Raw genomic sequence first — 13,740 nt, forward strand, 5'->3', positions numbered from 1 at the left:
TAATCAATCTCGCTACTTGAGTCCTGCCGCCGCTTTCGAGCGCATCTAGCGGCAGCGGTGCATCTCGCGCCTGCCGCAGCGAGTCGATGGACCTTCCGTATCCACTTCATCCGTCATAGCTCAAATTCAGGAGACACGTCACATGCAGATCACCGGAATGTTGCACGGCTCGCGCCTGTTGCAATTCGTCGGCTTTCCGTCGAGCGAAGTGCTAGGCCCGGGCGCCAGCGAAGAAGAGATCAAGTCGCTCATCGACCGTCACGGCCAGATATTCATCAAGCCGGTGTTCAAGGGTGGCGTGGGCAAGAAGGGCAAGGCGGGCCTGCTCGGCCGCGCAACGGATCTGAAGACGGCGCTCGCCGAAAAGGAACGACTGTACTTCGCCGAACACGCGGTCGGCCATGTGAAAGCCAAGGCAAACGGGGTGACGTTCGAAGCGGGCGTGCCGGCCAAGCACGAAGTCTATTTCTCGATCACGGATTCGACGCGTTTCCGCGCGCCGACGATGACGCTTTCGCACATGGGCGGCATGGACATCGAGGAAGTCGACCCGAAGCACGTCGCGATGGTGCCGTTCGATGCGCTGACCGGATTGAAGGCGTTCGTCGTCGCGAACGCGCTGAGCGAGATCGGCGCGCCGCGCGAAATCATCTCGCCGCTCGTGCAGCAGTTGCCGAAGCTCTGGGAGCTGTTCCACGACTTCGGGATGACGACGCTGGAACTCAACCCCATCCGCATGCGCGAGGACAAGAAGGGACGTCTCACGCCCGTCGCATGCGACTTCAAGTGCGGATTCGATCGCGACGATCCACGCTTCTCGCGGCTCGGCCTGCCACCGCATCTGTTCGCCGCCGACTACTCGGATTTCGAACAGGAGATCAATCAACTGCGCACGCACCAGGGGCAAAGCGATGTCTACGTGATCAACGACAAGGGCACCATCCTCGCGCCTACCTTCGGCGGCGGCGCGAACTCGCTCGTCACGGAAATGCTCGGCGATGCGGCGATCATCTCGTCGGACTTCGGCGGCAATCCTCCGTACGAAAAGATGAAGGAAGTGGCGCGCATCTGCTTCCGGCACTGGCTGAAGCAGTCGAATGTGCTGTTCATCATCGGCGGCAAGTCCAACAACACCGACATCTTCGAGACCCTGCGCGCGATGGCCGATGCGCTGCGCGAGCACTTCAGCGCGCACGGCCCGACGCCGCTCTATGTCGTGCTCGGACGCGGCGGTCCCAACCTCGTGCGCGGCATGTCGGCGCTACGCGACACCTGCGATTCGCTCGGCCTGCCGTATCGCCTTTTTGGCTTCGATTCGGACATCAGCGAAGTGATCCAGTACGCGCGTCGGGCCGATACATGGATGCAATCGGGCGGACGCGCGCAAGTGGCGGCGCGCATCGGCGCGCGCGACGCGCAATCGCATACGGCATCGGCTTGAGGAGATCGGACATGCACAAGCAAGGCATTAGTCATTTCAAATACTTCGTCGGCATTCAGTCGCTGGCGGATATCGCGACGCGCGAAGACCGCGTCTGCGTGCTCAATATTCTCGGTGGCGAATCGTCGGACGTGACGCCGGTGAGCCACGCTTTCTCGGGCGGAAATGTCGTCTTCGGCACGGCGCCGGGCAAAGGCGGACAAGTGCTTGCGACGCCCGCGGGCGACATTCCGGTCTTCAACAACGTGCGAGAAGGGCTGGAGGCCGGGCATCGGTTCAACTGCGGCGTGGTCTATCTGCCGCCTTCGGCCGCGCGCGACGGCGTCGCCGAACTGATTCGCGTGAATCCCGATCTGCGCAAGATCTTCATCATCACGGAGAAGATCGCCGTGCACGATGCGCGTGAGATTCGCGCGATGGGTCAGCAGGCGGGCATCGACATCTTCGGCGCAAACGGGCTGGGCGTGGCGGACTCCTGGCAGCGCGTGCGCATCGGCGGCGCGCTCGGTGGCGACGATCCGGGCGCGACCTTGCGCCAGGGATCCATCGCGATCTTCTCGAACTCCGGCGGCTTCAGCACCACGATTGCGCAGTACCTGCGCATGAGCGGCTGGGGCACCTCCACAGTCATTTCCAGCGGGAAGGACGTCTACATCCACTACGCCGCGCCGGAATTCGCCTTCGCGCTTGCAAACGACGCGCGCAGCAAGGCTGCCGTGTTGTACTGCGAGCCCGGCGGTTACTACGAAGCCGACGCGAACTTCACGAAACCCGTGGTCGCGTGCGTGGTGGGCCGCTGGAAAAGCCGTCTGACGCGCGCAGTGGGACATGCTGGCGCGATGGCGGGGGGCGCCGACGATGCGCTGGCGAAGGAACGCTGGTTCAAGGAGAAATTCGGCGTCGAACGGCTTTTCACGCCCGACGATCCATGCTGCTCGGCGAAGGGCGCGGTGGTAACGAACATCGCCCATATTCCCGCCGCGCTCACGGCGGTGATGCGGGCGAACGCCACATTGCCCGACTTCGAGCCCGAAGGCAGTCTCGCGCTCAAGCCGTGGTTCGGCTCCGATCAGGGGCTCCAATTGCCCGACGATCTCGCGCTCGCGGTCGTGAAAGCCGTCGCGCCGTATGACGAACAGGTCGCGCGCGTGAACGACCAGATCGGCGCTATTGCTCCGCGCCAGCCATTGAAGGATGCCTCGGGCGCCTCGCAGATGGATGCGAAGACTCAGGTGAGCAGCCTGCACGGCGTATCGATGCTCGAAGCGGCCAAGCATTCCTTCGAAGCGAACGTCTGCCTCGCGCTGTTGCACGAGTTCGGCGGCGCGAACGACGAAAAACTGATGAACGTCGCGGTCGGCGCAGCGGTGAACCTGTACGGCAAGCCTGAACTGTCGGCCGCGCAGGCGGCGCGGGAGGCCGGCAATGCGCCCAACGCGGTGCTCGCCGCCGCCGCTGCGATCGTCGGGCCGAATCGCCAGCGAGCGGCGCGCGAGGCGGCCAGGCTGATGATCGACCGCTTCGCCGCGGCAAAGCTCGTCGACGCGTTCGACGACGACTTCGACATCGACGCGATCGACACCGAAGGCAGCGCGACCCTGTTCTCCGACGAGCGCGATCCGAAGGCCGAAGCCATGCTCGCCGGCCTCGCCGCCCGTGGCGTGAGTTCCGTGTTCGTGCGATGGCTTGCCGGCGGCCCGGGCCATCCGCGCGCGGACGCCGTGCTCGCGGCCATCACGACGACACTCGCCTGGGGCCCGCTCATGCGCAAGCGCATCTCGCGTCTGACGGCGGAAAGCCTGCCATGGTGGACGACGCTCTTCGGCACGCTGATCGGCGCGTCGGCGGACGCGTCGCGCCATCGTCCGGACAGCTTCTGCGATCTCTCCACCGATACGCTGCTCGGCGAGCGCTCGCTGACGGAAATCGCGTTCGCGGCGTTGCTCGGCCTCGAACCGTCCGCCGACGATCTGTTCGCATTCAGGACGTTGACCGGATTGCTGCTCACGAACGGACCGGGCGCGATCTCGGCGCAAGGCGCGAAGGGCGCGGTATCCGCCGATGGCCCCGAATCGCCCGAACGCGTGCAATTGAACAAGGCGCTGACGGGTTTTCTGACGCACACGGGCTATACGCACGGCGGCAACGGCTACGAGGGCATCGCCTTTCTCACCGATGCGTTTCGCGACAGCGCCCTCGACGATCCCGCGGACCCGCAACACGGCGTCGATCTCGAAGCGCTCGCGCGCCGTTCCGTCGAGCATTACGCGCGATACAAGGCGAGCCAGAAGCAGGCCGGCAGCCTCGACATCGCCAAGCTGCCGGGCGTCAATCACCCGGGTTTCAAGGACAAGCCGGTGAATCACGATCCGCGCGAGGTGTTTATCGCGGAGCTGTACGAGGCGCGAGGTGAGTACAACGCGTTTCATGCGTACTACCGCGCGCTGGTGCAGGCCTTGTTCGACGCGGGCGTCTCGCGCAATGTCTACTGCGTGAATGTCGATGCCGTGATCGCCGCGCTGCTGCTGAAAATGCTGTGGCAGCCGCTCAAGCGCGGCGCGTTCAGCGAGGCGGATCTCGAAACCGCCGCGTTCACGATCTTTCTGTATCCGCGCATGCTCGGTTGCGCCGCGGAAATCGACGATCACCTGAACCGCGGCCGCAACATGGACACGCGCACGCCCGCTTCACAGTGCCGTTTCGTGGCCTGAGCGCTGACATCCGGGAGGTCGGCCGAGCCGACCGTTTCCGGCGATTGATAACCACAGAACATCAATCGTTGAAAACATTGCACTTATCGTTTTGATGGCGGCAGGCCATCATCCCCGAAATACAAGAGCGGACAGACCGCACATTTCGGGACTTCAGGAGACACATCGATGCATCCCTCACCTTCGACCCTTTCGCCGGGACATTCAAAGGCTGCGGCGGTTTTCCGCGTAACGGCCGGCAATTTCCTCGAGCAGTTCGACTTCTTTCTGTTCGGCTTCTACGCGACGCAAATCGCCGGCGTGTTCTTTCCGGCATCGAGTGAATTCGCTTCGCTGATGATGACGTTCGCCGTCTTCGGCGCCGGCTTTCTGATGCGTCCGCTGGGCGCGATCGTGCTCGGCGCCTACATCGACGATGTCGGCCGCCGCAAGGGCCTCATCGTCACGCTTTCCATCATGGCGAGCGGCACCATCCTGATCGCATTCGTGCCGGGCTATGCGACGATCGGTCTTCTGGCGCCCGCGCTCGTGCTCGTCGGACGTTTGCTGCAGGGGTTCTCGGCAGGCGCTGAACTGGGCGGCGTGTCGGTCTATCTCGCCGAGATGGCCACGCCTGGCCGCAAGGGCTTCTTCACGAGCTGGCAGTCGGCGAGCCAGCAGGTTGCGATCGTCGTTGCCGCGGCGCTTGGCTTCTTGCTCAATCAGTCGCTCGACACCGCGGCTATCGCGAGCTGGGGATGGCGCGTGCCGTTCTTCGTCGGCTGCATGATCGTGCCGTTCATCTTCATGTTGCGTCGCAATCTGGAAGAAACGCAGGAGTTCAAGGCACGCCAGCATCGCCCGAGCATGAAGGAAGTGTTCCGCACGCTGGCGCACAACTGGGCCGCCGTGATCGCCGGCATGATGCTGGTGGCGATGACTACGTCGAGCTTCTATCTCATCACGGTGTATGCGCCGACTTTCGGAAAGACCGTCCTGCACCTGAGCACCGCGGACAGTCTGCTCGTGACCTTGTGCGTAGCCGTGTCGAACTTCGTGTGGCTGCCGATCGGCGGGGCGCTCTCGGACAAGGTCGGCCGCAGGCCGCTGCTCGTCGGCATGACGCTGCTTGCTATCGCGACCGCATACCCCGCATTGTCGATACTCGCCCACGCGCCGAGCTTCATCAACATGCTGCTCGTGCTGCTTTGGCTCTCATTCATGTACGGCATGTATAACGGCGCGATGGTCGTCGCGCTGACCGAGGTGATGCCGGTCGAGGTGCGCGTGGCGGGCTTCTCGCTTGCTTATAGCCTGGCGACGGCGGTGTTCGGCGGCTTCACGCCCGCGATTTCGACGGCGCTCATTCACATGACCGGCGACAAGGCGGCACCCGGATACTGGATGAGCTTCGCCGCCGGCTGCGCGCTTCTGGCGACGTTCGCGCTCTATCGCCGGCGCGCGGCAAGGCTGACTCCGGCGCACTGATGCGACGCTCGTCGCGACGAGCGTCTATCGAACCCTACACGACTTCGATCATGAAGAATTTGCTTTCGAAACTCTGCGCGGCGGCGCTCATCGCCGCCTCGGCCGTTGCGTCCAGCGTACAGGCCGCCGACCTGCACATCATGAGCTCGGGTGGCTTCACCGCGGCATACAAGGTGCTCGGTCCGAAGTTCGCGTCGGAGACGGGCAACACGCTCGACACCGCGCTCGGTCCGTCGATGGGCAAATCGCCCGAAGCCATTCCCAACCGCCTCGAACGGGGCGAGCCGGCCGACGCCGTCATCATGGTCGGTTATGCGGTCGACGAGTTGATCAAGCAGGGCAAGGTCGTGCCCGGTTCGCGCGTGGAACTGGCGGACTCGCGCATCGGTATGGTCGTGCGCGACGGCGCGGCGAAGCCCGATATCAGCTCGGCGGAAGGCCTGCGGCAGACTCTGCTGCATGCCAAGTCGATCGCCTACTCCGACAGCGCGAGCGGCGTCTATATCGAGCGGGAGCTGTTCACGAAGCTCGGTATCGAGGACCAGGTCAAGCCCAAGGCGAAGATGATTCCGCGCATACCGGTGGCTTCGGTCGTCGCGAACGGCGATTATGAGATCGGCTTTCAGCAGGTGAGCGAGTTGCTGCCGGTCAAGGGCGCGACGTTCGTCGGAAAGATTCCGGAGTCTTTGCAGTCTGTCACGCGTTTTGCCGCCGGCATTCCGGTGAGCGCGCAGCATCCGAAGGAAGCGAAGGCGCTCCTCGACTATCTCGCATCGCCCGGCGTGCAGGCCGATGTGAGATCGACCGGGCTCGATAGCGTCGCCGCGCATTGATCTAGCCTGCGCGGTCAACTTCCCGAGGTACTGCTCGCGTGGTCCTCTGCGCCGTCGGCGTCTACCGGCGCCGGCGCGCGCAGCATTTGCGCAAGACGCGCGCGATCGCAGGCGCCATCCCACATCGAAACGAAGATCACCGCGCACGCGTTGCTGACCACGCTCGTGAGCGCCCGCGCTTCGGACATGAAGCGGTCGATGCCCACCAGCAGCGCCACGCCCGCCAAAGGAAGATCCGGCATCACGGCCAGCGTTGCGACGAGCGCCACCAGGCCGCTTCCGGCCACGCCCGCCGCTCCTTTCGACGTCAGCAGCATGACCGCGAGCATCATCGCGATCTGCGACGCCGAGAGCGACACATCGCACGCCTGCGCGATGAAGATCGATGCCAGCGTCAGATAGATCGCGGTGCCGTCGAGATTGAACGAATAGCCCGCGGGCAGCACGAGTCCGACGACGCCCTTGTCGCAGCCGAGCATCTCCAGCTTCGTGAGCAGGCGCGGCAACACCGGTTCCGTCGATGAGGTTGCCAGAACGATGAGCAGTTCCTCGCGCAGATAACGCAAGAGCCGCCACAGAGCGAAGCCGTGCAGGCGCGCGAGCGGAGCGAGGACGAGCGCGACGAACAGCACGCACGCCACGTAGAACGACACCATCAACATGCCGAGCGAGCCGACCGAGTGAATCCCGAAGCGACCCACCGTGAAAGCCATCGCGCCGAATGCGCCGAGCGGCGCAAGCCGCATGATCATAGCGAGGATGCGAAACAGCGCCTGCGCGAAGCCCTCGATGAGCGCGAGCACGGGCCGGCTCGCAGCCGGATGCAGATTCAACGCGAAGCCGAATAGCAGCGAGAGCAGCAGCACCGGCAGCACCTCGCCCTTTTCGAAGGCGCCATACATCGTATCGGGGATGACGTTCAGCGCGAAGGCGACGAAGCCATCCGGATGCGCCTGCTTCACATACTGCGCGAGATTCGTCGTATCGAGGCTTCGCGGGTCGATATGCATGCCCGCGCCGGGCCGCATCAGAAAGGCCGTGACGAGTCCCAGCGCGAGGGCCACCGCAGTCAAAAAATAGAAGAGTCCCAGCGCCCGGAAGATCACGCGACCGATTGCCTTGCCGCTCGCGACCGAGGTGATCCCGGAGACGATCGTGCAGAAGACGATCGGCGTGATCATCATCCTGACGAGGCCCACGAAGCCGTCGCTGACAGGCTTGAGATGCGAGCCGGCTTGCGGCCAGAAGTGCCCGAGCGCCATGCCGAGCACCATGCCCAGCACGACCTGCACATAGAGCAGACGGAGCGTTCTCGCCACCCTCACGACGCGGGCTTCCTGCTTGGGCGCGCTTTGCGGGCTACGTCGTCGGTTGACGTGCCGCTACTCCTGACATCGCCTCTCATATCCAGAATCGTTTGATGAAACTCCTGCGCGGCTGGCGTGAGCGTGCGTCCGCGGCGCCTCACGATGCCTACTCGTCGCTTCACGACAGGGTCCACCAGCGGCACACTCGTGAGGATGTGATGATTGCGTCCCGGCATGGCCATCGACGGTACGGCAGCCACGCCGAGGCCCGCTTCCACCAGACCCAGCATGGTCGTGACGTGACGCGTTTCGCATACGCTGGGCGCGCGCGGCGACACGGCCGAAAGAGCCTGATCGAGCAACAGACGATTGCCCGACGTCTTGTCCACGGAAACGTAGTCGTGCTCGTAGAGTTCGTTCCAGGTCACGCGTTTCTTGCGCGCGAGCGGGTGGTCACGACGGCAAGCCGCGACGAACTGCTCCTGCAGCAGCACTTTGAAGTCGACCTCGGACTCCTGGCTTCCCATGAAGCTGACGCCGAAATCAGCCTCGCCGCTGAGAACGGCGGAGAGCACCTCGTTCGCGCTCGCATCGAACAATTTCACCCTGATGCGCGGAAAACGGCGATGGAAGCTCGCAACCGCGCTTGGCAGGAAGTAGTAGGCCACGGATGGCACGCAGGCAATGGTGACATGACCCAATCGGCTCGACGAGACATCGCGGATGCCGAGCAGGGCGACATCGAGATCGTCCAGCAACTGCTCCGCGCTCGGCGCGAATGCCCGGCCGACAGTCGTGAGCGTCACGCTGCGCGTGGTGCGTTCGAAGAGACGCACGCCGAGCGCTTCCTCCAGCTTGTCGATCCGGCGGCTCAGCGCTGGCTGGGAGATGTTCACCGCCTCGGCTGCCTTTCGGAAGCTGCCCAGTTCCACCACGGCTCTGAATGCCTGCAAGTCGTTGAGGTCGAAGTTGACGCCCACGGGCCATTCTCCGCGTTCTTAGATGCCGATATTGTGCATGACGCAGCGGGCGCGTCTATTCCTGCGGAGAGGGACGTGATGTGGATCGGAAGGGGGCGAGGGTGGGGGCCAGTTCCTGAGGGTTCTCGGGCCTGCGTCGTTAAGCGCCCGAGGGCGAGGCGATCGACGGCATTTCGGTGCTTTCGTTCGCCTCTGCTAACGGCCGCTTACCGCGACGATGATTCACTCAAGCATTAGCTCTGTGCGGTCCAAAGGTCATCGACAGCGCGAATCGCGAGCAAGTACCCGTTCGCGCCCGCCCCGCAGATCACCGCGGTCGCGGCCACCGAGATTGTCGAGTGACGGTATTCCTCGGAGCGCCGGTGAATGTTCGTGATATGCACTTCCACCACCGGCTGGCGGATCATCTTGACTGCGTCGAGCACCGGAATTCGCCCGAACGAAAAGCCGGCCGGGTTGATGACGAGCGCGGCGTCCTGCAGGAATGCTTCCTGAATCCAGTCGATCAGTTGGCTCTCGCTGTTGGTCTGACGGAACACGCAATCGAACTTGAGATCCTCGGCAAGCGCGAGACAGTTTTGTTCGATGTCCTTCAGCGTCGTATGGCCGTAAAGGTGCGGTTCCCGCAGCCCCAGCATGTTCAGGTTGGAACCGTTGAGGATATACAGTTTGCGAGTCATGGTTTCAATGGGTGGCGCTGCGTTCGAGGGCCGTGTCTTTGGTTTCCCGCGACGTGGCGATCATGAGGAAGGAGAGCAGGTTCAGCGAGCCACACACAGCGACGATGGCCCACGGTGAACCGTGAAAGGCATTGAGCAGGGCCACCGCGACGATCGGCATGGGCCCGCCGGTGAGCAGATTGGCCCCCGAGTACGACAGCGCGGACCCCGTGTAACGCGCTTCGGTCGGGAAGGATTCGGCGAACCATACCGGCTGGATGCCGCTCTGGAACTGCGTGAAGCCGAGAAATGCGCCCATCACGGCCATCGTCATGGCGACCGAGTGCTGGTTGAGGATCGGAAAGTAAATCAGACAGCAGACGAGCGTGCAGAACGAGCCGATCATCAGCGCGCGCTTACGCCCGATCCGGTCGCTCAGATAGCCGCCCGCGAGCGCACCCGCGATGGCGCAGACATTGGCCACCATCAGCAGCATGAAACCGGTCTGCTTGGGCACGCCGAGGTTCTTCGTGAGATAGCTCAGCGAGAAGACCACGATCAGATAGAACAGCGCCGCCGGGCCGCAGAAGAACAGCGTCAGACGCAGTGCGGTCCGCCAGTGAAACTTGAAGACGATGCCGAGCGGATTGGCGGCGCGCGCGCCTTCGCCCTTTTTCTTCAGCGCCTCGAACGCCGGCGTCTCGCTGACCTTCATGCGGATATAGATTCCGAGCAGCACGAGCACGAAACTCGCGAGAAACGGGACTCTCCATCCGAAGGATTCGAAGTCATCGGCCGAAAGCAGGGCGGACAGTGCGAAGAGCGAGAAATTCGCCAGGATCTGGCTGAGCGGCGAGCAGATGCCGAGCAGGCCGGAATACCATCCGCGTTTCGTCGCGGCCGCGTGTTCGACGGCCATCAGTTGCGCGCCGGTCGATTCTCCCCCGAGCGCGAACCCCTGGATGATGCGCAGCGACACCAGCAAGGTCGGCGCAAGAATGCCGACCTGCTGATAAGTGGGCAGCAGGCCCATCATGAACGAGGACGCGCCCATCACCGAAACCGTGACGAGCATGAGGTTGCGCCGTCCCCAGCGGTCGCCGAGCATGCCGCAGATCACCGCGCCGAGCGGACGCGCCGCGAGCCCCGCCCAGAAGCTGGCGAGCGACGCAAGCAGCGACGCAGTCGGGTCGAGCGATGGAAAGAACAGCTTCGGAAAGATCGTGGCTGCGACCACGCCGTAGAGCGCGAAATCGAACCACTCCAGCGCCGTGCCGACGGTCGCGCCCGCCACTGCGCGACGCGCCATCAAGTGGGCCTGCGCGGATCGTTCGCCCGCGGCCATGTTGGGGTCAGCGGTAACTGACATGGATGTCTCCTGGTTCTCGGATGTTGGCGTTCGTTTCTCGGACGAACAAGTGTTATTGTTGGCTCCACCAACGCCACATGTTCCGGACCGGAACTGCGTTTCATATCGCGAAAGCTCGACGATCCATGTCGCTGAAGAACGGCCTGAGAATTCTGGATTTCCTCGCGTCGCAGGGCGAAGGCACGGGGCTGCTGGAGATCGCCGATGCGTTAGGCATGCCGCGGAGTTCATGTCATCGCGTGCTCGCCGAGCTGGTCGAAAGCGGTTATGTGCGTCAGTTCGCCGACAACAGCCGCTACATCCTCACGATGCGCATGACGTCGAACGGCCTCGAGTTTCTGAGCCTGACCGGCATCGCGGACATCGCGCAGCCGATCATCGAACGTGTCGCGGCGCAGACCGGCGAACTGGCGCGGCTGTCGCTGGTGGATGGCGACGCCATCATCTGGGTCGGCAAGGCGGACGGACAGCGCACGGGCTTTCGCTATGATCCCGACATGGGTCAGGCCGCGCGGCTTTCGTGCACGTCGACCGGTCACGCGTGGCTCATGACGATGTCGGATGAACAAGCGGCCGCGCTCGTCTTGAAGCAGGGCTTCGGTCAGCCGAAGGAATTCGGCCCTAACGCGCCGACGACGCTGAAGGCATTGTTCGGTTTCCTGCACGCCGCGCGCGTGCGCGGCTACGCAATGATCGACGAGGTGTTTGCGCCGAGGATGTCGGCGGTCGCGGCACCGGTGGTCAGCGGCTCGCGTTGCGTCGGCGTCATTAGCCTGGCGGGCCCGCGCAAGCGGCTGACCGCAGAGAAGATCCACGAGTACTCGGAACTGCTGCGCGAGGCCGCCAATGAACTCGCTCAGCTCAGCAATATGGCTGGGTTTCCGAGCCGGCCACCTCTGGGCAAGGGATGAGGGAGCGGGGGCGGGACTCGTCAGGGAGCCTTCATTGCTGGAATACAAAAGACCGGATAAATGCGTTGCGCCATGAAGAACGGCGCCGCGACGGCCACTAGAATTCCCGCCTAATTTCAATGTAATTGCCGTTGCGGTCCAACTGACAGTCGAGCAAGAACTGACTCACTTCCGCTAAGAGTCAGTCAGTTTCCGCCGCAAACCAATACGCATTGGGTCATCGCCGCAAAGTCTCTAATGACAGCTTCCAGAACCCTTGGTTTAGTACGACTCATAAAGCCCATGCCAGTGAATCGTCGATTCTTAGTGCGGTAGGTGTCTCGCCGACGAGCCAGCGCGGCGGAAAAAAGCAGCGCCTGCATGCAGCGGAGCACTTGGCTCTGCTCGAGGCGACCTTCGACGAATCAATATCGCGCACGTTGTCGAGTTTTAGCGCCGCTTCTTGCGAGCGGCTTCGTCTCCAGGCGCATCAATCTCGTTTCCCAGCCGCTTCAGCCGATACCGCAACGGCCGGAAAGCAGCCCTTGCGGTCTTCCTCTTTCGCTTGCCGTTCGACCCCGAGGACCAGACCCGCATCTCGACGGTCAGAGCTTCATGGGCACATGCGGGGGAGCGGGCTCGGGCTCGTTCTCCAGAGCAGTCATTGAGTGAATGACACCCCATAGCTCGACAAGTGCTTTTTCCTTCTCCACGTCATGCCCTCCGATGACCTGTGCCATCTCGGTCCGGGAAAGCTCCTCTTCGTGGCGAAGGTCGACAATGTTCAGTGCGCACATTTTGGTCACCTATTTCAGTAAGGCCCGAAGGCCGGGAGAATTGAGCGCGTATGGCGTCGCTCGCCCTCTTCATCACAGGTTCCGTGCCATGCGATGCGCGACACAGCGGCCGGCGCGTAAGTCATTGAAGTTAAAGGAAACGTCGACGCGGGAAACTGCCGTCCGAATGGCTCGTCGGGGCGAACTGTCGGTTGGCCCACGACACATCGGGGCACGGTTGTTGGGCGTCGCAGACTGGCGAGTTGCCGTGTAACGCATGGCCGCCAGTGTGCGTCAGGACACTGCACGTCTATTCCCCCCGACTCGACCGCGGGTTGCGGAGACCCGGATATGATCTACTATCCTCCTCGAGTGGCTTGGTCGATGAAAGATAAAGCGACGTACTAGAAAGGTTAGCCGCGAGAACAGGCCGCACCGATGCTGCAAGTCGCGATTAACGCGCTCGGCGGCGGCCAGTAACCGACGAGGCCATTGAGCCGATTCCGAACGGGGAGTGAGCGCTCTGGAGGCAATCGTGCACGCGAGCGAATATCGGTTCGTTACCGTCTGGAAGATCGGGGCGCCAATTCAGGCGGTATGGGACGCCGTTCACGATCCGGCTGCGTGGCCGCAATGGTGGACCTGCGTCGAGCGCGTGAGCGAAGTGGAAAGCGGCGCGGCCGATGGCGTGGGCGCATTGCATCGTTACGTGTGGAGGGGTCGCCTGCCGTATCGCGTGCGCTTCGATATGCGCGTCACGCAGGTTAAGCCGCTCGTGTTGCTCGAAGGCGTGGCGAGCGGCGATGTGGAGGGGATCGGGCGCTGGACGTTCTCATCGAGCGATGAGCTCACCGCCGTCCGATACGAATGGCGCGTGCGCACCGGCCGTGGCTGGATGAATCTGCTCGCTCCCGTGGCGCGCCCGCTCTTCGAATGGAATCACGATTACGTCATGCAGCAAGGCGGCGAAGCGCTCGCAAGGCGACTCGGCGCGAAGCTGGTGAGCATTGGTCATCGTGGGCGGAATAGCTAAGACCCGAAGCCATGCAACTCGCGATTGCCTGCTCAGACCACAGCCGGTCGATAGGGCGCCGAAGCAGAACCGAGGCCGCGTAGCCCCGGCATGTGAAGTCGCGCACTGGACCCGCTCGGCGTTGCTCAAGAGCCTTCCGGGTGTTCCCTCATCCTTCGAGGGGTGATCTGAACTCCGCATCATCGTATAACCGCCAGCAACGACACGTCCGCATGCTCCGCTGTAGAACCTTTCTGAGGAAGCTTCGAACAGGTGCTGACGAGTCCTGCTGCGC

General features: G+C 63.2%; 11 protein-coding genes. 6 read left to right on the forward strand and 5 right to left on the reverse strand.

Annotated elements, in window-relative coordinates:
* The first annotated feature begins 142 nt into the window (after nt 1-142).
* The 4 genes from NCR34_RS23810 to NCR34_RS23825 all read left to right on the forward strand — a co-directional run bounded on the left by NCR34_RS23810 (nt 143) and on the right by NCR34_RS23825 (nt 6,452).
* The gene (locus NCR34_RS23810; protein WP_250501191.1) at nt 143-1,441 is read left to right on the forward strand and encodes an ATP citrate lyase citrate-binding domain-containing protein; all 1,299 of its coding nucleotides are present in this window, start codon (nt 143-145) and stop codon (nt 1,439-1,441) included.
* 11 nt (nt 1,442-1,452) lie between these two features.
* Complete coding sequence (locus tag NCR34_RS23815) at nt 1,453-4,152, forward strand: CoA-binding protein (RefSeq protein WP_250501192.1); 2,700 nt, start codon at nt 1,453-1,455, stop codon at nt 4,150-4,152.
* A gap of 168 nt (nt 4,153-4,320) precedes the next feature.
* Complete coding sequence (locus NCR34_RS23820; RefSeq protein WP_248324177.1) at nt 4,321-5,619, forward strand: MFS transporter; 1,299 nt, start codon at nt 4,321-4,323, stop codon at nt 5,617-5,619.
* 50 nt (nt 5,620-5,669) lie between these two features.
* Nucleotides 5,670-6,452: a substrate-binding domain-containing protein gene (locus NCR34_RS23825; RefSeq protein ID WP_250501193.1), complete on the forward strand. Its 783-nt coding sequence runs from the start codon at nt 5,670-5,672 to the stop codon at nt 6,450-6,452.
* Between the two features lie 14 nt (nt 6,453-6,466).
* Here the strand turns inward: NCR34_RS23825 and dctA are convergent, their stop codons facing one another.
* From dctA to NCR34_RS23845, 4 genes are all read right to left on the reverse strand, one after another.
* Entirely contained in the window at nt 6,467-7,777 is a 1,311-nt protein-coding gene (gene dctA, locus NCR34_RS23830; RefSeq protein WP_248324175.1) for a C4-dicarboxylate transporter DctA, read from the reverse strand.
* Nucleotides 7,774-8,739, reverse strand: a complete 966-nt coding sequence (locus NCR34_RS23835; RefSeq protein ID WP_250501194.1) for a LysR family transcriptional regulator — start codon at nt 8,737-8,739, stop codon at nt 7,774-7,776. The genes dctA and NCR34_RS23835 overlap by 4 nt, the downstream gene beginning before the upstream one ends.
* 233 nt (nt 8,740-8,972) lie before the next feature.
* A complete protein-coding gene (locus NCR34_RS23840; RefSeq protein ID WP_250501195.1) occupies nt 8,973-9,419 on the reverse strand; it encodes a type II 3-dehydroquinate dehydratase in 447 nt (148 codons plus the stop codon).
* Between the two features lie 4 nt (nt 9,420-9,423).
* Nucleotides 9,424-10,707 carry an MFS transporter gene (locus NCR34_RS23845; RefSeq protein WP_250501208.1) on the reverse strand — a complete coding sequence of 428 codons (1,284 nt, stop codon included), beginning with the start codon at nt 10,705-10,707 and terminating at the stop codon, nt 9,424-9,426.
* Between the two features lie 185 nt (nt 10,708-10,892).
* Here NCR34_RS23845 and NCR34_RS23850 point away from each other — a divergent pair, with 185 nt between their 5' ends.
* Nucleotides 10,893-11,678: an IclR family transcriptional regulator gene (locus NCR34_RS23850; protein WP_175943157.1), complete on the forward strand. Its 786-nt coding sequence runs from the start codon at nt 10,893-10,895 to the stop codon at nt 11,676-11,678.
* 584 nt (nt 11,679-12,262) lie between these two features.
* Here NCR34_RS23850 and NCR34_RS23855 read toward each other — a convergent pair.
* Nucleotides 12,263-12,454, reverse strand: coding sequence for a hypothetical protein (locus tag NCR34_RS23855; RefSeq protein WP_248324172.1), 192 nt, complete (start codon nt 12,452-12,454; stop codon nt 12,263-12,265).
* Nucleotides 12,455-12,968: 514 nt separating this feature from the next.
* Here NCR34_RS23855 and NCR34_RS23860 point away from each other — a divergent pair.
* Nucleotides 12,969-13,466, forward strand: coding sequence for an SRPBCC family protein (locus tag NCR34_RS23860; RefSeq protein WP_248324249.1), 498 nt, complete (start codon nt 12,969-12,971; stop codon nt 13,464-13,466).
* Nucleotides 13,467-13,740 lie beyond the last annotated feature (274 nt).

It is taken from the genome of Caballeronia sp. GAWG1-5s-s (assembly GCF_023631445.1).
In the GTDB taxonomy this organism is placed as follows: Bacteria; Pseudomonadota; Gammaproteobacteria; order Burkholderiales; family Burkholderiaceae; genus Caballeronia.

What these genes read in the sequence shown, in the direction of transcription:
- NCR34_RS23810 (WP_250501191.1), top strand. Translation starts at nt 143, where the DNA reads ATGCAGATCACCGGAATGTTGCACGGCTCGCGCCTGTTGCAATTCGTC.
- NCR34_RS23815 (WP_250501192.1), top strand. Translation starts at nt 1,453, where the DNA reads ATGCACAAGCAAGGCATTAGTCATTTCAAATACTTCGTCGGCATTCAG.
- NCR34_RS23820 (WP_248324177.1), top strand. Translation starts at nt 4,321, where the DNA reads ATGCATCCCTCACCTTCGACCCTTTCGCCGGGACATTCAAAGGCTGCG.
- NCR34_RS23825 (WP_250501193.1), top strand. Translation starts at nt 5,670, where the DNA reads ATGAAGAATTTGCTTTCGAAACTCTGCGCGGCGGCGCTCATCGCCGCC.
- NCR34_RS23840 (WP_250501195.1), bottom strand. Translation starts at nt 9,419, where the DNA reads ATGACTCGCAAACTGTATATCCTCAACGGTTCCAACCTGAACATGCTG.
- NCR34_RS23845 (WP_250501208.1), bottom strand. Translation starts at nt 10,707, where the DNA reads ATGGCGCGTCGCGCAGTGGCGGGCGCGACCGTCGGCACGGCGCTGGAG.
- NCR34_RS23850 (WP_175943157.1), top strand. Translation starts at nt 10,893, where the DNA reads ATGTCGCTGAAGAACGGCCTGAGAATTCTGGATTTCCTCGCGTCGCAG.
- NCR34_RS23855 (WP_248324172.1), bottom strand. Translation starts at nt 12,454, where the DNA reads ATGTGCGCACTGAACATTGTCGACCTTCGCCACGAAGAGGAGCTTTCC.